This is a genomic window from Pseudomonas sp. KH_021, from assembly GCF_057838865.1.
The window spans coordinates 1,418,607-1,438,540 of the sequence record NZ_CM174477.1; the positions used below are offsets into that span (position 1 = coordinate 1,418,607).

10 protein-coding genes and 2 tRNA genes are annotated in these 19,934 nt (G+C 62.3%); 9 read left to right on the plus strand and 3 right to left on the minus strand.

Annotated features, from left to right (window positions below; translation table 11 throughout):
* Positions 1-83: 83 nt before the first annotated feature.
* Positions 84-1,451: a DNA recombination protein RmuC gene (locus AC3IX4_RS06710; protein ID WP_489261232.1), complete on the plus strand. Its 1,368-nt coding sequence runs from the start codon at positions 84-86 to the stop codon at positions 1,449-1,451.
* Here the strand turns inward: AC3IX4_RS06710 and AC3IX4_RS06715 are convergent, their stop codons facing one another.
* A complete protein-coding gene (locus AC3IX4_RS06715; protein ID WP_489259806.1) occupies positions 1,452-4,943 on the minus strand; it encodes a PAS domain-containing hybrid sensor histidine kinase/response regulator in 3,492 nt (1,163 codons plus the stop codon). It abuts the gene before it with no gap.
* A 1,231-nt stretch (positions 4,944-6,174) separates the two neighbouring features.
* Here AC3IX4_RS06715 and AC3IX4_RS06720 point away from each other — a divergent pair.
* Positions 6,175-8,049, plus strand: a complete 1,875-nt coding sequence (locus tag AC3IX4_RS06720; protein ID WP_489259807.1) for an MFS transporter — start codon at positions 6,175-6,177, stop codon at positions 8,047-8,049.
* Between the two features lie 185 nt (positions 8,050-8,234).
* Here the strand turns inward: AC3IX4_RS06720 and sugE are convergent, their stop codons facing one another.
* Together sugE and rdgC are read right to left on the minus strand one after the other, a co-directional pair.
* Positions 8,235-8,552 (minus strand): quaternary ammonium compound efflux SMR transporter SugE, encoded by a 318-nt coding sequence (sugE, locus tag AC3IX4_RS06725; protein WP_489259808.1) that lies wholly within the window; start codon positions 8,550-8,552, stop codon positions 8,235-8,237.
* Positions 8,553-8,718: 166 nt separating this feature from the next.
* Positions 8,719-9,639 (minus strand): recombination-associated protein RdgC, encoded by a 921-nt coding sequence (gene rdgC / locus AC3IX4_RS06730; RefSeq protein WP_489259809.1) that lies wholly within the window; start codon positions 9,637-9,639, stop codon positions 8,719-8,721.
* Between the two features lie 161 nt (positions 9,640-9,800).
* Between rdgC and AC3IX4_RS06735 the strand changes: the two genes are divergently transcribed.
* The 7 genes from AC3IX4_RS06735 (at position 9,801) to bamJ (ending at position 19,861) form a co-directional block, all read left to right on the plus strand.
* Positions 9,801-9,877: transfer RNA gene (locus tag AC3IX4_RS06735), tRNA-Val, on the plus strand.
* A 19-nt stretch (positions 9,878-9,896) separates the two neighbouring features.
* Positions 9,897-9,973, plus strand: a tRNA-Asp gene (locus tag AC3IX4_RS06740).
* Positions 9,974-10,452: 479 nt separating this feature from the next.
* Positions 10,453-14,544 (plus strand): bifunctional nitrate reductase/sulfite reductase flavoprotein subunit alpha, encoded by a 4,092-nt coding sequence (locus AC3IX4_RS06745; RefSeq protein WP_489259810.1) that lies wholly within the window; start codon positions 10,453-10,455, stop codon positions 14,542-14,544.
* Positions 14,545-14,933: 389 nt separating this feature from the next.
* A complete protein-coding gene (gene nirB, locus AC3IX4_RS06750; RefSeq protein WP_489259811.1) occupies positions 14,934-17,492 on the plus strand; it encodes a nitrite reductase large subunit NirB in 2,559 nt (852 codons plus the stop codon).
* Entirely contained in the window at positions 17,492-17,860 is a 369-nt protein-coding gene (nirD, locus tag AC3IX4_RS06755) for a nitrite reductase small subunit NirD (RefSeq protein ID WP_489259812.1), read from the plus strand. Before nirB ends, nirD begins: the two co-directional genes overlap by 1 nt.
* Positions 17,861-18,018: 158 nt before the next feature.
* Entirely contained in the window at positions 18,019-18,957 is a 939-nt protein-coding gene (gene pcaQ, locus AC3IX4_RS06760) for a pca operon transcription factor PcaQ (protein ID WP_489261233.1), read from the plus strand.
* A gap of 163 nt (positions 18,958-19,120) precedes the next feature.
* On the plus strand, positions 19,121-19,861 hold the full coding sequence (gene bamJ / locus AC3IX4_RS06765) for a BamJ family beta-barrel-assembly machinery protein (protein WP_489259813.1): 741 nt from the start codon (positions 19,121-19,123) through the stop codon (positions 19,859-19,861).
* The last annotated feature ends 73 nt before the right edge of the window (positions 19,862-19,934 follow it).

Consider the following 19,934-nt stretch of genomic DNA (forward strand, 5'->3'; position numbering starts at 1 on the left):
GGGTGTTGCTGGCAGGTTTGCCGGTCTTGGGTTGGGTGGTGGTGCTGCAGCGCCGGTTGGCGACCCGCCAAGCCCAGGCCGAGCTGTTCGATGAGCGCTTGAGTGATGCCCAGCTGAGCATCGACGGCCTGAACGCGCAACTGGAAGCCAGTCGCGACGAAATCAGTGACCTGGGCCAGGCCAACTCGACCAAGCAGGCGCAGTTGGCCGCGCAAGGGCGCGAGCTCGAACTGTTGCAGATCGAGCGCGACAACGCCCGCGATGCTGCCCACGCCTGGGGCCTGGAGCGAGCCACCAAGGAAACCGAACTGCGCCACCTGGACGCCCAATGCGCGGCCCTGAACGCCGAACTGCGTGAGCAGCAGGACAGCCATCAACAGCGCCTGGCCGACCTGCAAGGTTCGCGTGATGAGCTGCGGGCCCAGTTCGCGGAGCTTGCTGGCAAGATCTTCGATGAGCGCGAACAACGCTTTGCCGAGACCAGCCAGCAGCGCCTGGGGCAGTTGCTCGATCCGCTGAAAGAGCGCATCCAATCCTTCGAGAAGCGTGTCGAGGAAAGCTACCAGCAAGAAGCGCGCGAGCGCTTTTCGCTGAGCAAGGAGCTTGAGCGCCTGCAACAGCTCAACCTGCGCCTGAGCGACGAAGCCACTAACCTGACCCAGGCCCTCAAGGGCCAGAAAACCCAGGGCAACTGGGGTGAGTTGATTCTTGAGCGGGTGCTTGAGCACGCAGGCTTGGAGAAGGGTCGCGAGTACCAGACTCAGGTCAGCCTCAAGGGCCCGGATGGCGAGCGTTTTCAGCCAGATGTGCTGATCATGCTGCCCGGCGACAAGCAGGTGGTGGTCGACTCCAAGGTCAGCCTGACCGCTTACCAGCAATACGTGGCCGCCACCGACAGTACTATCGCCCAGGCGGCGCTCAAGCAGCATGTACTGTCGTTGCGCAATCACGTCAAAGGGTTGTCCGCCAAGGATTACAACCGCCTCGAAGGCCTGCACAGCCTGGACTTCGTGTTGTTGTTCGTGCCAATCGAAGCCGCGTTCTCAGCAGCCCTGCAAGCCGAGCCCAACCTGTTTCAAGAAGCCTTCGACCGCCATATCGTCATCGCCAGCCCGACCACCTTGCTGGCCACCCTGCGGGTGATCGACAGCCTGTGGAAACAGGAGCGCCAAGGCCAGAACGCCCGGGAAATTGCTGAGCGCGCCGGCTGGCTGTATGACAAATTCGTGCTGTTTATCCAGGACCTGGATGAAGTGGGTGCGCGCCTGCAGCAGTTGGACAAAGCCTACAGCGCCGCACGTAATAAACTGACCGAGGGGCGAGGTAATCTGGTCAGTCGCAGCGAGCAGCTCAAGCTGCTCGGCGCCCGTGCCAGCAAAAGCCTGCCTGCCGACCTGCTGGAACGTGCCATGCCCGCCGATGAGCAAGCCGAACTGCCCGAGCAGGGATAGTCAGCGGGCTACGTTTCGGGCCATGCTCAAATGCCGGTTCAGCAGGGCGCGCAAAGCGGCCGGCTTGACCGGCTTGGCCAGGTAATCCAGGCCTGCGGCATGCACTTGGGCGACCATTTCGGCACGCCCGTCAGCACTGATGACCACGCCGGGCACCGGCTCACCCAGGCGGGTTCGCAGCCACGCCATCAACTCGGTGCCGGTCTCGCCATCGTCCAGGTGATAGTCCACCAGCGCCAACTGCGGGCGAATGCCATCACTGAGCAACAGGTCGCATTCCTGGCGGTTGCGCGCGGTCCAGACTTGGCAACCCCAGCGGCTGAGCAGGCTGTTCATGCCGATCAGGATGCTGTCTTCGTTATCGATGCACAGCACCTGGGTGCCGGCCAGTTGCTGGGTGTTGGGGGCCTGGCTGCGGGTGGGCACGGTCACCACTGGCGCGCCTGCCAATGGCACGTTGACGCTGAACACGGTGCCCTTGCCAGGCGTTGAGCGCACTGTCAGCGGGTGCTCCAGCACTCGGCACAAGCCATCGGCAATCGCCAGGCCCAGCCCCAGGCCTTTCTCGGCGCGGGTCTGATGGCTGTCGAGGCGTTTGAACTCTTCGAAGATCACCTGCAATTTGTCATTGGCGATCCCTGGGCCGCGATCCCAAACCTCAAGGCTCAGGCACCCGGCCTTGCGACGCACGCCCAGCAGGATAGGGCTTTTACCGTAGCGAAATGCGTTGGTGAGGAAGTTTTGCAGGATGCGACGCAGCAACTTCATGTCGCTATTGACCCGCAGCTGCGTTCCTCTCAGGCGAAAATCAATGCCTTGCTCACGCGCCAGCGCCTTGAACTCCACGCCCAAGGTATCGAACAGCTCATTGAGGGCGAATGGCTTGCTATCAGGGGTGATCTTGCCGTTTTCCAGGCGGGAAATATCCAGTAGATCACTGATTAGCTCTTCCGCTGAGCGCAGGGAGCTGTCCAGGTGTTCGACCAATTGCTGGGCGTCGGCAGACAATCCCTCGCCCTGATGCGACAGCGCGGCAGAAAATAGCCGGGCGGCGTTCAAGGGTTGCATCAGGTCATGGCTGACCGCCGCCAGGAATCGCGTTTTAGACTGGTTGGCTGCCTCGGCGTAGCCCTTGGCGTCGGTCAGCGCCTGATTCAGTTGGGAGAGCTCAAAGGTGCGTTCGGCTACCCGTTGTTCAAGGCTTTCATTGGACTCCTTGAGCATGGCTTCTGCATCCCGGAACGGCGTAATGTCGGTGAAACTCATGACAAAGCCGCCACCGGGCATCGGATTGCCAATCAGCTCAATCACCCGGCCATTGGGGAACAGGCGCTCGGAGGTATGGGCGCGGCCCTGACGCATCCAGTGCAGCCGGCGGGCGATGTGAACCTCTGCTTCGCCCGGGCCGCACAGGCCGCGTTCGGCGTTGTAGCGGATGATGTCGGCAATCGGGCGGCCGACGCTGATCAAGCCGTCCGGGAAATTGAACAGTTCCAGGTAGCGGCGGTTCCAGGCCATCAGGTGCAGCGACTGGTCGACCACGCTGATGCCCTGGCTGATGTTCTCGATGGCACCCTGCAGCAGGGCGCGGTTGAACTGCAGGACTTCGGAAGCTTCGTCGGCGATTCGTACGACGTCCTCAAGCTGCATTTCCCGCCCTTCGATGGCGGCCCGGACCACGGCTCGGGTCGAGGAGCTACCCAGTACGCCCGCCAATAGGCGCTCGGTATGGGCGATCCATTCGCCATCGGCATTCTGGCCGGGGTTGAACCCCTTGCCCCGTTGATCGGCGAAACGGATAAAGCTCTGGCGCGCCCGTTCCTCGCCCACAAAGCGCGAGGCCAACTGCAACAGGTCTTCGATCTGCACCGCCAGTAACGAGCGGCTGTTGGGGCCCCCACTGGTCTCCAGGCCGATAAAACGGCCAGCCTGCCAATGCTCGGATACCCGTGTGCGCGAGATGATCGACACCCAGGCGAACAGGATGAAGTTGCCCGCCAACGACAGCATCACGCCTTGGGTCAGGGGCGAAATCGGCAGGTTCAGCGGGTTGCCGTGCAACCAGGCCAGCCCCGGGAAGGCTTGCAGTGGCAAGCCCAGGCTGCGTGCGGCCAGGGGCAGGACCAGGGTGTAGAACCACAGGAAGGTCCCGGCGGCGAGGCCTGCGAATACGCCGCGACGATTGGCCTGCTTCCAGTACAGCGCGCCGAGCATGGCGGGCGCCAGTTGAGTGACGGCGGCAAAGGCAATCTGGCCGATGGTCGCAAGGCTTGCGGTGGAGCCCAGCAGCCGGTAGCTGACGTAGGCCAGCAGCAGAATCACCACAATGCTGAGTCGGCGTACCGTCAGCATCCAGTGACGGAAGACTTCGAACGGGCTCTCGGCGTTCTGCCGGCGCAGCAGCCAAGGCAACAACATGTCGTTGGAAACCATGGTCGAGAGCGCCACGCTGGCCACGATCACCATGCCGGTAGCCGCCGAAGCGCCGCCGATAAAGGCCAACAAGGCCAGCGCCGGGTGTGCTTCGGCCAACGGCAGGCTGATAACGAAGGAGTCGGGGATCACCGAGGCGGGCAGCAGCATCTGCCCGGCCAGGGCGATGGGCACCACAAACAGCCCGGCCAGGATCAGGTAGGCGGGGAACACCCAGCGCGCCAGGCGCAGGTCCTGAGGTTCGATATTTTCGACCACGGTGACATGGAATTGGCGTGGCAGGCAGATGATCGCCATCATTGCTACGCAGGTCTGCACCAGCATGGACGGCCAATTGATGGTTTCCTGCCAGTAGGTTTCCAGGCGAGGGGCGAGGCGGGCCTGGCTGAACAGATCATCGAAACCGTCGTACAGATTGAAGGTCACGAAGACGCCGACGGCCAGAAAGGCAAACAGCTTGACCAGCGATTCGAAGGCAATCGCCAAGACCATGCCGCGGTGGTGTTCGGTCACGTCCAGGCTGCGGGTACCGAACACAATGGTAAACAGCGCCAGGACCAGCGACACCACCAGCGCCGTGTCCTGCACGCGCGGGCCGGTGGCATCGGCACTGGCACCGATCAACAGGTTGACCCCCAGCACGATGCCTTTGAGTTGCAGGGCGATGTAGGGCAACACACCCACCAGGCAGATCAGCGCCACCACCACCGCCAGCGACTGGGACTTGCCATAGCGCGCGGCAATAAAGTCGGCAATCGAGGTGATGTTTTCCTGTTTGCTGATCAGCACCATCTTCTGCAGCACCCAGGGTGCGCCGAGCATCAGCAGCACCGGCCCCAGATAAATAGGCAAGAACGCCCACAGCTGTTCGGCGGCCTGGCCGACGGCGCCGAAGAAGGTCCAACTGGTGCAATAGACCGCCAGGGACAGGCTGTAGACCCAGGCGCGCAAGCGCGGCGGCAACGGTGTGCTGCGGCGGTCGCCGTAGAAGGCAATGGCAAACATGATGGCCATATAGGCCAGGGCGACCGCTGCGATCAGCCCGCTGGACAACGACATGCAACACTCCATCTTTCACCCTGGCCAGACAGTCTCGCATGCCGTCAAGGGTTCGTCAGCGTCGACCAAGGTTGTAGGCGCCAGGTGTCCGCTTTGGTTTTTTCTTTGCTCTTGAGATCGCGCGCCGCCCGCGCGGCGCATCGCGACCAAGGGCTAGGCGCCCCCGTCGCTCCTACATTGGTTGCAACGTGCCATGGCCTGTGAGATTGGTGTTGTCAGCCACGCGCAATCCCACCGAAACCACAAAGATCCAAAGCCGAACCCCCAAGGCTAACAACGCTGATCCTGCAGGCCATGGCACGTTGCAACAAATGTAGGAGCAGGCTTTAGCCGCGATGCGCCGCGCGGGCGGCGCTCGGTTTGGGCAACAGCGCAAAACCCAAGGCAAGCGCCTGGAAGCTTTGATGCGATCCTCTTCATTCTCATGGTGCACCTCTAGAGTGGCTGGCAACAGATCGCATGAGCCCCACGAGGTGTCCGCCTTGGCTTTTTCTTTGCTCTTGAGATCGAGCGCCGCCCGCGCGGCGCATCGCCGGCTAAAGCCGGCTCCCACATTGGTTGCAACGTGCCATGGCCTGTGAGAGTGGAGTTGTCAGCCACGCGCAATCCCACCAAACCCACAAAAATCCAAAGCCGAACCACCAAGGCTAACAACCCCAACTCACAGGCCATGGCACGTTGCAAAAAATGTGGGAGCCGGCTTTAGCCGGCGAATGCGCCGCGCGGGCGGCGCTCGGTTTGGGCAACAGCGCAAAACCCAAGGCAAGCGCCTGGAAGCTTTGATGCGATCCTCTTCATTCTCATGGTGCACCTCTAGAGTGGCTGGCAACAGATCGCATGAGCCCCACGAGGTGTCCGCCTTGGTTTTTTCTTTGCTCTTGAGATCGCGCGCCGCCCGCGCGGCGCATCGCCGGCTAAAGCCGGCTCCCACATTGGTTGCAACGTGCCATGGCCTGTGAGAGTGGAGTTGTCAGCCACGCGCAATCCCACCAAACCCACAAAAATCCAAAGCCGAACCACCAAGGCTAACAACCCCAACTCACAGGCCATGGCACGTTGCAAAAAATGTGGGAGCCGGCTTTAGCCGGCGAATGCGCCGCGCGGGCGGCGCTCGGTTTGGGCAACAGCGCAAAACCCAAGGCAAGCGCCTGGAAGCCTTGATACGATCCCTTCATTCTCATAGCTGACAACAGCCTTCGCCGCTTGGCGGCGCCACGCAGGTACACGATTGATGAGTCACTCCTCGCAATTCGCTCTGTTGGGAAAACGGCGCTTCTTGCCGTTTTTCATCACCCAGTCGCTGGGGGCCTTCAACGACAACATCTTCAAGCAGTCCTTGATCCTGGCCATTCTGTACAAGTTGGCCATCGAGGGTGACCGCTCGATCTGGGTCAATCTGTGCGCCTTGCTGTTTATCCTGCCGTTCTTCCTGTTTTCGGCGCTGGCCGGCCAGTTTGGCGAAAAGTACGCCAAGGACCGTCTGATCCGGCTGATCAAGCTTGGCGAAATCGCGATCATGGTGGTGGGCGCGATCGGTTTTCTGTTCAACCACCTGGCCTTGATGCTGCTGGCGCTGTTTGCCATGGGCACTCATTCGGCGCTGTTCGGCCCGGTCAAATACTCGATCCTGCCCCAGACGCTTCGCGAAGAAGAACTGGTGGGCGGCAACGGCCTGGTGGAGATGGGCACCTTTCTGGCGATCCTGGCCGGTACCATCGGGGCCGGGGTGATGATGTCCAGCGCTCACTACGCGCCCGTGGTATCGACGGCCATTGTCGGGGTGGCCGTGCTCGGTTACCTGGCCAGTCGTGGCATCCCCCGCGCGGCGGCCGATACGCCAGAGGTGCGCATCGACTGGAATATCTTCCGCCAATCCTGGGCCACCCTGCGCCTGGGGCTGGGGCAGGCACCTTCGGTGTCGCGCTCGGTGATCGGCAACTCTTGGTTCTGGTTCGTCGGGGCGATTTACCTGACGCAAATCCCGGCGTATGCCAAAGAGTGGCTGTATGGCGATGAAACCGTCGTCACCCTGATCCTCACTGTGTTTTCGGTGGGCATCGCATTGGGCTCGATGCTGTGCGAGCGCCTATCGGGGCGTAAGGTCGAGATCGGCCTGGTGCCGTTCGGCTCGCTTGGCCTGACTGTGTTCGGGTTGCTGTTGTGGTGGCATTCCGGGGACTTCCCGCAGGGCCTGCTGGCCAACGACTGGCTGACCGTGCTGGGTCATTCGCAAGCCTGGTGGGTGTTGCTCGATATCCTCGGCCTGGGCGTGTTCGGCGGCTTCTATATAGTGCCGTTGTACGCCTTGATCCAGTCACGCACGGCCGAGAACGAGCGGGCGCGGGTGATTGCCGCCAACAACATCCTCAATGCACTGTTTATGGTGGTTTCGGCCATCGTCACCATCGTGTTGCTCAGCGTGGTGGGGCTGTCGATCCCTGAGCTGTTTTTGGTGGTGTCGCTGCTGAACATCGGGGTCAATGCCTATATCTTCAGCATCGTGCCCGAGTTCACCATGCGCTTTATGATCTGGCTGCTCAGCCACTCCATGTACCGCGTGGAGCATCGCGGCTTGCAGCAGATTCCCGATGACGGCGCGGCCTTGCTGGTGTGTAACCACGTCTCGTTTGTCGATGCGTTACTGATTGGCGGTGCGGTGCGTCGGCCGATTCGCTTCGTCATGTACTACAAGATCTATCGCTTGCCGCTGCTCAATTTCGTCTTCCGCACGGCCGGCGCGGTGCCCATTGCCGGGCGCAATGAAGACCCGGTGATCTACGAAAAAGCCTTCGAGCGCATCGCCCGCTACCTGGCTGCTGGGGAGTTGGTGTGCATCTTCCCCGAAGGCAAGCTGACCACGGACGGTGAAATCGATGAGTTCAAGGGCGGGGTCAAGCGCATCCTGGAACAGACGCCCGTGCCGGTGATTCCGCTGGCGTTGCAGGGCTTGTGGGGGAGTTTTTTCAGTCGGGACCCGCAGAAGGGGTTTTTCCGCAGGCTGTGGTCACGGGTGACCTTGGTGGCAGGGCCGGCCGTGGCGGCGGATGCAGTGGAGCCCGGGTTGTTGCGTGAGCAAGTGACCGCGTTGCGTGGCCTCGCCCGGTAATACCGTCTTGACCGGCTGTAGCCGCTGCCGAAGGCTGCGATGCGGCCCGTCAGGGGCGCCAATGCGGTCTTCAGACCCTGCGCCCGCTTCGCGGTCGATCGCAGCCTGGCGGCAGCGGCTACAGATCGCAGCCTAGCGGCAGCGGCTACAGAGATCGCAGCCTAGCGGCAGCGGCAGGATTTGGTTCAGGCGGCGCTGACTTTGAGGCCGACCAAACCGGTAATGATCAGTGCCACGCTGGCCAGTCGCACCAGCGCCATCGATTCGCCAAACAGAATGATCCCGGCGATCACCGTGCCCACGGCACCGACACCGGTCCAGATTGCATAGGCAGTGCCCAGCGGCAATTCCTTCATGGCAATGCCCAGCAAGCCAAGGCTGACCGCCATGGCGGCAATGGTAAGTGCGGTGGGGAGGGGGCGGGTGAAGCCGTCGGTGTATTTGAGCCCGACAGCCCAGCCTACTTCGAACAGGCCGGCGAAAAACAGAATGATCCAGGACATGGTGCCCTCCAATTGCAGAAGGGGTCGTCCCCGGAACAAGCACTCATGGAGTGGTGAGGTCGTCCTCACGATGCGCACTATAGTGCCCAACCTTGTTTCGAGGATCAAGTGTGCGGTCAGTTTCCGGCCGAGCGGGCCTCCCGAAGCAGGAGAGGGCAGTGGCGCGTCAGATACCTTGCGGCATATCTTCACCACCCAGCGCTTCGAACAGTGCCGGCAAGAAATCGCCGAAGGTCAGCATCATCAGCGTGAAGCTGGCGTCCAGTTGGCCCAGGGCTTCTTCGCCGCCGTCTTCGTCAGCCTGATCCTGCAGCAGCTCTTCGAACTTCAAGCGCTTGATGACCATCTTGTCGTCCAGTACGAACGACAGCTTGTCCTGCCAGGCCAGCGACAGTTGCGTCACTTGCTTGCCGGTGCTCAGGTGCAGCTGGATTTCTTCGCTGGTCAGGTCCTGGCGCTTGCAGCGCACGATGCCGCCGTCTTCATGGGTGTCGCGCAGCTCGCACTCATCCAGTACATAGAAGTCATCGGCGGCTTTCTGGGTCTTGACCCATTCAGTCATGGTCGCGGTGGGGGCGATCTTGACGGTGAGCGGGCGAACCGGCAGCGAGCCCATCACTTCACGCAGGGTCGACAGCAGGTCTTCGGCACGCTTGGGGCTCGACGCATTGACCAGCACCAGGCCCTGTTTCGGCGCGATGGCGGCGAAGGTTGCCGAGCGACGAATAAAGGCACGCGGCAGGAAGGCCTGGATGATCTCGTCCTTGATCTGGTCGCGCTCCTTCTTATAGACCTTGCGCATCTGCTCGGCCTCGATCTCTTCGATCTTCTCCTTGACCGCATCGCGCACGACGCTGCCCGGCAGGATACGTTCTTCTTTACGGGCGGCGACCAGCAGGAAGTCCTGGCTGACATGTACCAATGGCGCGTCTTCGCCTTTGCCGAACGGGGCAACGAAACCGTAGGTGGTCAACTCCTGGCTTGCACACGGGCGCGCAGGCTTGGTAGCCAGTGCGGTTTCCAGCGCCTCAGGGTCGAACGGGACGTCTTGGGTCAGGCGATAGATCAGCAGGTTTTTGAACCACATGGGGTGACGCTCTCCTTACATATAAGGAAGGCATTATTCTCCGAGCGGGTGCCTCAGGCCAACCCTCGCTAAGTCTTTGGAAGGCATCGAAAATTTTTTTAAAAAAGTGCTTGCCAGAGGTATGTCTCATCCGTAGAATGCGCGCCACACCGAGAGACAAAGGGTGATTAGCTCAGCTGGTTAGAGCATCTGCCTTACAAGCAGAGGGTCGGCGGTTCGAATCCGTCATCACCCACCAAATCTCCTCAGTGTATCGCGCAGCGGTAGTTCAGTCGGTTAGAATACCGGCCTGTCACGCCGGGGGTCGCGGGTTCGAGTCCCGTCCGCTGCGCCATATTCGCTTCAAGGCACCACTGAACGGTCTTGAAGCAACAAAGAAGCGCCCTTAGGGGCGCTTTTTTGTTTGCCTCGATTTTTATCCCATGGACGTTGCTGACCCTGTAGCCGCTGCCGAAGGCTGCGATGCGGCCCGTCAGGGGCGCCAATGGGGTCTTCAGACTTTGCGCCCGCTTCGCGGTCGATCGCAGCCTGGCGGCAGCGGCTACAACGATCGCAGCCTTTCGGCAGCGGCTACCCTGCCTCTGATTGGGGCTGCCTGCTCCGTCTCGGTGCATTGGCGATTGAAGAATCTCGTCCTGAAAACTCCCCAAGCCCCACACCACAAGGCTTCGCCCATTCTGGCGCGTGCCTTGCAATAGCCCCTGCACTACGCAGTCAACGCTGATTGCACATTTCACGACAAAGGCGCCGTGTTGCCCCGCTTCCAAGAGCGAAGGGCAGCAGGGCGCCTTTTTGTTTTCATGAGGTACGCCAATGGCCAGCACAACGGTGCGAAGCGTCTGCCCTTATTGCGGTGTGGGCTGCGGCATTGTCATGAGCGTGACGGACAACAAGGTGGTCAAGGTCAGTGGCGATGCCAATCACCCCAGCAATTTCGGCCGGCTGTGTACCAAGGGCGCCACTTGCCACCAGCCCATCACCGAATCCGGTCGGATGGAAAGCGCCTATATGCGCAGCGAACGCCAGCGCGACCCGGTGCGCCTGGGCATCGATGAAGCCATCAGCGCAACCGCCGGTAAATTGCGCGCACTGCTGGATGAACACGGCCCGGACGCACTGTCTTTCTACGTCTCCGGGCAAATGTCGCTGGAAGCGCAGTACCTGATCAACAAACTGGCCAAGGGCTTTGTCCGTAGCCGCCACATCGAGTCCAACTCGCGCCTGTGCATGGCCAGCGCCGGCAGTGGCTACAAGCTGTCGCTGGGCGCCGACGGTCCACCGGGTAGCTATCAGGATTTCGACCAGGCTGATCTGTTTTTCGTCACGGGCGCAAACATGGCCGACTGTCACCCGATCCTGTTCCTGCGTTTGCTTGATCGAGTCAAGGCCGGGGCCAAACTGATCGTTGTCGACCCACGGCGCAGCGCCACCGCCGATAAGGCCGACCTGTTTCTGCAAATCAAGCCAGGCACCGATCTGGCCTTGATGAACGGCCTGTTGCACCTGCTGTACAAGCACGGCCACACCGATGCCAACTTCATCAATCGCTACACCGAAGGCTGGGAGGCCCTGGCGGAATGTCTACAGGACTACAGCCCCGACAAAGTGGCCGCCATCACGGGCCTGGCTGAGGCTGATATCCGCAAGGCCGCCGATTGGATTGGCGCGGCCGGCAACTGGATGAGCTGCTGGACCATGGGCCTGAACCAGAGCATCCATGGCACCTGGAACACCAACGCCCTGTGCAACCTGCACCTGGCCACCGGTGCGATCTGCAAGCCCGGCAGCGGGCCGTTTTCGCTGACCGGCCAACCCAATGCCATGGGCGGTCGGGAGATGGGCTACATGGGCCCGGGTTTGCCCGGCCAGCGTTCGGCCCTGGTGGCTGGCGACCGTGCCTTTATCGAAGACCTCTGGCAACTGCCGGCCGGCACGCTGCGCGAAGAAGCCGGCGAAGGGACGGTGGGCATGTTCCAGGCCCTGCGCGAAGGCAGCATCAAGGCGTGCTGGATCATCTGCACTAACCCTGTGGCCAGCGTTTCCAACCGCCAACCGGTCATCGAAGCCTTGCAGGCGGCGGAACTGGTGATCACCCAGGACGCCTTCCTCGACACCGAAACCAATCGCTACGCTGACATCCTCCTGCCCGCCGCGCTGTGGTCCGAAGCCGAGGGGGTGATGATCAACTCAGAGCGCAACCTGACCCTGATGGCCAAGGCCGTCGACGCACCGGGCGACAGTCTGGCGGACTGGCAGATCATCGCCCGCATCGCGTGTGAAATGGGTTTTGCCGATGCGTTTACCTACGCTGACGCCGAGGCGGTGTTCGATGAAATCCGTCGCGCCTGGAACCCGACCACCGGCTACGACATTCGCGGCATCAGCTATTCCAGCCTGCGCGAAGCGCCGCGCCAGTGGCCGTGCGAGCCGGGCCGGGCAGATGACCGCAGCCCGGTTCGCTACCTCAATGACGGCGTCAGCCAAACGGTAAAGCGGGACGCCGAGGGCAACCGCCCGGCCATTGCCTTTGCCACCGCCAACGGCAAGGCGCGTTTTTTCGCCCGCCCGCACCTGCCCGCCGCGGAAATGCCCGATGACGAGTTCCCTTGGGTGTTCAACACCGGCCGCCTGCAGCACCAGTGGCACACCCTGACCAAGACCGGCAAGGTGGCGACGCTGAACAAGCTCAACCCCGGCCCCTTTGTTGAAGTCCACCCGGACGACGCCGCGCGCTTGGGCATCAGCGAGCACGATCAGGTGCAACTGCGCTCCCGTCGGGGCCGGGCTGTGTTACCGGCACGCATCAGCGATCGGGTGATGGTCGGCAACTGCTTTGCGCCGTTTCACTGGAGCGACGTATTTGGCGAAGACCTGGCGGTGAATGCGCTGACCAGCGATGCCGTGGACCCCATCTCGCTACAGCCGGCATTCAAGATCTGCGCGGTTGAATTGAGCCGAGTGAGTGCTGCGCGCATTCCCGCCCTGCAAATCGACAGCGCAGCCGCCGCACCGATTCGTGAATCTCAGGAGCCCGACAGCATGTCGATCGATACTCTGGCCCGTGTACTGGGCCTGGACAGCCGCTTTGAAGTGAGCCTGGCCGACAACGAGCGGCTGTATATGCAAGGCTATCTATTGGGCCTGCGCTCGGAGGCCAGTCGCCTGGACGGTGGCGTGCCGACCTTGCCCGCCGCGGCGCCCATGGCACCTTCCAGCCGCTTGCTGGTGGAGGGGCTGTTGGCCGGCCTGTTTGCCCGAGCGCCAGCAGCCGAATCACAAGTTGCGTTGGCCGCGCCTGCGTCGGTTCATCGGGTGCTCTGGGCCTCGCAGACCGGCAATGCCGAACAGTTTGCGCAGGTCTGCGCCGAGCGTTTGCGCCAAGACGGCCATGAGGTGCTGCTCAATTGCATGGACGACGTCAGCGCGCAGCAGCTGTGCAGCGCTGCCAGCGTGTTGTTGATTGCCAGCACCTTCGGCGACGGCGATGCACCCGATTGCGGGGCCGGCCTGTGGGCGCAACTGCAGGCGCTGGAGCCTGGGAAATGCGCGGGCCTGCGTTACTCGGTGCTGGCCTTGGGTGACTCCAACTACGATCAGTTCTGCGGTTTTGGTCGCCGCCTGGACGAGCACCTGACCGCGTTGGGCGGGCAGCGCCTGCAGGCACGGGTCGATTGCGAGCCAGACTATCAAGCACCCGCCGAGCAGTGGCTGGTGCAGGTTTGCGCCGCCATGGCCGGCGCTACTCAAGCCGTGGCAGTGCCTATCACCACCCTCGACGAGGCGCCCGAAGCACTGCATTACAGCAAGCAGAACCCCTTACCAGCACGGTTGCTCGACAATCGCCTGCTGAACATACCGGGGGCGCAGAAAGAAACCCGGCAAATCGTTTTCGACCTGACCGACACCGGCTTCAGCTACCAGGCCGGCGATGCATTGGGGGTATGGCCAAGCAACTGCACGGCGCTGGTCGATGAGTTATTGACCGCCCTGCAACTGGACGGCGAGCAATCTGTCTGCCTCAAGGGCAAGCCCGACATGCCGTTGGCGCTGGCGCTGCACCAACACCTGGAAATCGCACGCATCACCCCGGATTGGCTCAACCTGTTCGCCCAACGCCATCCGCCGCTCAAGCGCCTGCTGGAGCCGGCCCGCAAGGCCGAGCTCAAGGATTGGCTCTGGGGCCGGCAATTGATCGACCTGCTGCAACAGTTCCCGCTGCAGTTGGCGGCCGATGAACTGCTGGCGCTGCTCAAACCGATGCAGCCGCGGCTGTATTCGATCAGCTCCAGCCCCAAGGTCACCCCGGATCAAGTCCATTTGACCCTTTCGACCGTGCGCTACCGCTGCAACGAACGGCCACGCCAGGGCGTGTGCTCGAGCTTCCTGGCCGACCGCGCCCTGCAAACCCACGTGCCGATTTTCACTCAGGCATCACAGCATTTTCGTGTGCCCAAGGACAGCCAGGCGCCGATGATCATGGTCGGCCCCGGCACGGGCGTGGCGCCGTTTCGGGCCTTTTTGCAGGAGCGCCGGGCAACGGGTGCCAGTGGCAAGAACTGGCTGCTGTTCGGTGAGCAACACGCTGCCAGCGACTTCTACTACCGCGATGAACTGACCGCCTGGGAGCGCGAGGGCCACTTGCGCCTGGACACCGCGTTCTCGCGCGACCAGGCAGACAAAATCTACGTGCAGCACCGCATGATCGAACACGGCGCGCAGCTCTGGCGTTGGCTGGAGGAGGGCGGGCATTTTTACGTGTGCGGGGATGCAGGGCGCATGGCCAAGGATGTCGATCACGCGCTTAAGCACGTGGTGCAACAGCATGGCGGCATGAGCCTCGACAACGCCGAGGCGTACGTGGCCGGCATGAGTCGCGACAAGCGCTACCTGCGCGACGTGTACTAAGCCGGTGCGCAGGCAAGCGCCGCGCACCAATTGTAGGCCTGTAGCCGCTGCCGCTGTAGCCGCTGCCGATAGGCTGCGATGCGGCCCGTCAGGGGCGCCAATGGGGATATCAAGATCCTGCGCCCGCTGTGCGGTCGATCGCAGCCTATCGGCAGCGGCTACAGCGGCAGCGGCTACAGGGTTTTGGTAGCGGTTACAGAGTTTTGGCAGTGAAGTCGGGGGTTGGCACATAACCTGCTTTTAACCCAGTAACACCTGTCCACGGTGGTCAACGGCGATCACATTCAGGACACACATAAACAGACACCAGGCAAAGGCGCCTGGAGCTTCGGCTCCAGGCGCTTTTTTTTGTTTTGGCCACCCGTGATTGGCTGGATGAGGAAGCTTGTATGAATTCGATAGTGACGATCGCGCACCGTGAAACTTTGATCATCGTCGGCAACGGGATGGTCGGCCACCACTGTGTCGAGCAATTGATCGAGCGCGGAGCCCTGGCCCGTTATGACGTGCATGTGTTTGGCGAAGAGCGCCAGCGCGCCTACGACCGGGTGCATCTGTCGGAGTACTTCAGCGGCAGCGATGCAGAAGCCCTGGCCCTGGGCGATGCCCAGCTGTATGCCCGCCACGGCGTCAAGCTGCACCTGGACTGCGCGGTGCTAGAGATCGACCGCGAGCGTCGCCAAGTGGTCACCGCCAATGGCCGGTTTGATTATGACCAACTGATCCTGGCCACCGGCTCCTATCCATTTGTGCCGCCGATTCCAGGCAGCGAAGGCAACGCCAAACTGGTGTACCGCACCCTCGATGACCTGGACGGCATTCGCACCGCCGCAACCTCGGCCCGTCGTGGCGTGGTGGTGGGCGGTGGCCTGCTCGGGCTTGAGGCGGCCAACGCGCTCAAGTCGCTGGGCCTGGAGGCGCATGTGGTCGAATTTGCCCCGCGCCTGATGCCCGTGCAGCTCGACGGCGACGGCGGCGCCGCCTTGAAAGCGCAGATCGAAGCGCTGGGCGTGGGCGTGCATTTGTCGCGTGCCACCCAGGCCATCGTTGCCGGTGAGGACTATGCCTACCGGATGAATTTCGACGGCGGCGAATTTCTGGAGACCGACCTGATCGTGTTCTCCGCCGGCATCCGTCCGCAGGATGCGCTGGGGCGCAGCAGCGGCCTGGAGATCGCGCCGCGCGGTGGGGTGGTGATCGACGAGCACTGCCAGACCTGCGATGCGCGCATTTACGCCATCGGCGAGTGCGCGTCCTGGAGTGGCAGCGTGTTCGGCCTGGTCGCGCCGGGCTACACCATGGCGCGCAATGTCGCCGCCCACTTGATGGGCGAGGGCGGGGCGACCTTCACGGGCGCCGACATGTCCACCAAACTCAAGCTGCTGGGCGTAGACGTCGGCTCCATCGGCGATGCCCACGGTGCCACGCCGGGCTCGCGCAGCTACCGCTTTATCGACGAAGCCAACGCGGCCTATCGCCGGTTGGTGGTGGACGCCAGCGGCAAGCGCGTCCTGGGGGCGGTGCTGGTGGGCGATAACAGCTACTACGACACCCTCCTGCAGTACGCCCAGAACGGCATTGCCTTGCCGGCCGACCCTGCCAGCCTGATTCTGCCGTTGTCCGACGGCGCCCCGGCGTTGGGCGCCGATGCCCTGCCAGACACCGCGACGATCTGCTCCTGCCACAACGTGACCAAGGGCTCGATCTGCTCGGCCATCGACAACGGTTGCAGCGACCTGCCGAGCCTGAAGGCACAAACCAAGGCCTGCACTGGCTGCGGCGGTTGTGCGGCGTTGCTCAAGTCGGTGTTCGAACACGAACTGATCGCCCGTGGCGTCGAAGTCGACAAGAGCCTGTGCGAACATTTCGCCTACACCCGCCAGGAGCTGTATGCCGTGGCCCGTGTCGAAGGCATCGCCAGTTTTGACGAAATGCTCGCCAAGCACGGCCGCGGGCAGGTGGGCTGCGACATCTGCAAGCCGACGGTAGGCAATATCCTCGCCTCGTGCTGGAACCAGCCGATCATGGACGCCTCCCTGGTGCCACTGCAGGACACCAACGACACCTTCATGGCCAACATGCAGAAGAACGGCACCTACTCGGTGGTGCCACGGATTCCGGGCGGTGAAATCACCCCTGAAAAGCTGATCGTGATTGGCCAGGTGGCGCAGAAATACGACCTGTACACCAAGATCACCGGCGGCCAGCGCATCGACCTGTTCGGTGCCCAGCTGCATGAACTGCCGCTGATCTGGGGTGAACTGATCGAGGCGGGTTTCGAAACCGGGCACGCCTACGGCAAGTCGACCCGCACGGTGAAATCCTGTGTGGGCAGTACCTGGTGCCGCTACGGCGTGCAAGACAGCGTGAAGATGGCGCTGGACATCGAAGACCGCTACAAGGGCCTGCGTTCGCCGCACAAGCTCAAGTTCGCGGTGTCGGGCTGCACCCGTGAATGCGCCGAAGCCCAGAGCAAGGACGTGGGCGTGATCGCCACCGAGAACGGCTGGAACCTGTACGTCTGTGGCAACGGCGGCATGCGCCCGCGTCATGCGGAGCTGTTTGCCACCGACCTGGATGACGAAACCCTGATCCGCTACATCGACCGCTTCCTGATGTTCTACATCCGCACCGCCGACAAACTGCAGCGCACCTCGGTCTGGCGCGAAAGCCTGGAAGGCGGGCTGGACTACCTCAAGGCGGTCATCATCGACGACAGCCTGGGCCTGGCCGCGGAGCTGGAGGCGCAGATGCAGCAGGTGGTCGATCGCTACGAATGTGAATGGGCCAACGCCCTGCAAGACCCAGAGAAGCTCAAGCGCTTTCGCACCTTCGTCAACGACCAACGCCCTGACCCGGATATCCACTTCGTCAAGGAGCGTGGCCAGCGTCGCCCGATTACCCATGCACAACTCAACTTGATCCCCGTAGCCCAGGAGGTGGTCTGATGGCCCCGTCAAACAACGCGGTACGTGTACAACAAGCTCAAGCCTGGCAGCCACTGTGCCGCCGCCAGGACCTGGTGGCCCAGTCGGGGGTGGTGGTTTGGCATGAAGGCGCGCAGGTGGCGCTGTTCTACCTGCCTGGCGCCCAGGGGCAAGAGCTGCACGCCATCGACAATCGCGACCCGGAATCGGGAGCCAACGTGATCGGGCGCGGGATTGTCGGCAGCCTCAAAGGCGAATTGGTGGTCGCCGCGCCTTTGTACAAGCAGCATTACCGATTGGCCGATGGCATCTGTGTCGAAACCCCCGCGCAGCACCTGCGCGTATGGCCAGTACGCCTGAACGGCGACACCGTCGAAATCGCCGCCTGATCCTCGTAGGAGCAGACCTTGGTCGCGATGGCATCACCGCGGTCCCTCTTCATGATCGCGGTGCTGCCATCGCGACCAAGGGCTAGGCGCCCCCGTCGCTCCTACAGAGGGGTGGGCCAGGGATGGCTCAGAAGGGGGGTTTGCCTTACCCTTGCCCCATGAACCTCGACTCCCGCATTAAATTCCGCCACCTGCTGTGCTTTCTCGAAATTGCCCGCCAGGGCAGTTTCGCCAAGGCTGCCGACGCCGTTGCGATCAGCCAGCCGGCGATCTCCAAGACCCTCAAGGAGCTTGAAGCGCTGCTCGAGACCCGGTTGTTCGAACGCAACAAAAATGGCGTGCAACTCACCCCGGCCGGTATTCGCTTTATGCGTTACGCCGGCCCTTGCGTACAGGCCCTGCGTGATGGGGTCAGTACCTTGCGCGGCGAGGAGCACGAAGCGCCGCAGGTCAAGGTCGGGGTGTTGTCCACGGTCGAGAGCCTGTTGATGCCAGAAGTGCTGCGCCACCTGCATCAGCGCCATGATGCGCTGGTGGTCAGCGTGGTCACCGGCCCCAGCGCGCACCTGCTGGCGCAATTGCATGTGGGCGAACTGGACCTGGTGATCGGCCGCATGACCGACAGCCCGCAGATCCAGGGTTTGACCTTCGAGCACCTGTACAGCGAGTCCATGGCCCTGGTGGTACGCCCCGGCCATCCACTGCTGGCGCGCGAGCCGGTCGACCGCAGCCAGGTCAACCGTTACCCGTTGGTGCTGCCTCTGGCAGGCACGACCATTCGCAAGCACGCCGACAGCCTGTTCGTGCAGTGCGCCATCACCCCTTCCGAGCAACGTCTGGAAACATTATCCCCGGCCCTCAGCCGCCGCTATGTCCTGAGCAGCGATGCCCTGTGGGTCGCCCCTCGGGACGCGGTGTATGTGGACATCACTCGGGGCGAGTTGAGCGAGCTGAACCTGGGCGTGCGCGAACCCGGTGGGTCGGTCGGCATTTGCAGCAACGCCGCGCTGCCATTGACCCTGCCGGCCCAGTGGCTGTGCGAGGCAGTGCGCGAGGTCGCGGGGCAGTATCGTGAAGGTCGTTACCCCCTTATTTGAGAAACTTGAGCTATCGTTGACTGGTTTACCGACCAAAAGGGCTTTGCAGGCATGAACTTATCTGTGTTTTGTGGCTCTCATGCCGGTAGCCATTGGTCGTGGCGGCCTGATAAGCTCGCGGCTTTACTCGATTGCCCTTTAGGCGCATGAACAAGGAAATAGCATGAAACAGCATCGGTTGGCGGCGGCGGTTGCCCTGGTTAGCCTGGTTCTGGCGGGTTGCGATTCGCAGACCAGCGTAGAGCTCAAGACCCCGGCGCAAAAAGCCTCGTACGGCATCGGCCTGAACATGGGCAAGAGCCTGGCGCAAGAAGGCATGGACGATCTCGACTCCAAAGCCGTCGCCCAAGGCATCGAAGATGCTGTTGGCAAGAAAGAACAGAAACTCAAGGACGAAGAGCTGGTTGAAGCCTTCGCAGCCCTGCAGAAGCGTGCAGAAGAGCGTCTGGTCAAGATGAGCGAAGAGTCGGCGGCTGCCGGCAAGAAGTTCCTCGAGGAAAACGGCAAGAAAGCTGGCATCGTTACCACGGCTTCGGGCCTGCAGTACGAAGTCATCAAGAAAGCCGACGGCCCACAGCCTAAGCCGACTGACGTGGTGACCGTTCACTACGAAGGCAAGCTGACCGATGGCAAGGTATTCGACAGCTCCATCGAGCGTGGCGCCCCGATCGACCTGCCGGTCAGCGGTGTGATCCCGGGTTGGGTCGAAGGCCTGCAACTGATGCACGTCGGCGAGAAGTACAAGCTGTACATCCCGGCAGACCTGGCCTACGGCGCTCAGAGCCCAAGCCCACTGATCCCTGCCAACTCGGTCCTGGTCTTCGACCTGGAGCTGTTGGCGATCAAGGATCCTTCCCAGGCTGCAGCTGATAACCAGGCTGCCCAGGAAGAAGAAGCCAAGTAAGCGAGCAATCGTTTCAGCTTTAGCAACGCCCCGTCTCGACGGGGCGTTGTCGTTTTAACGGCTCGCGAACTGC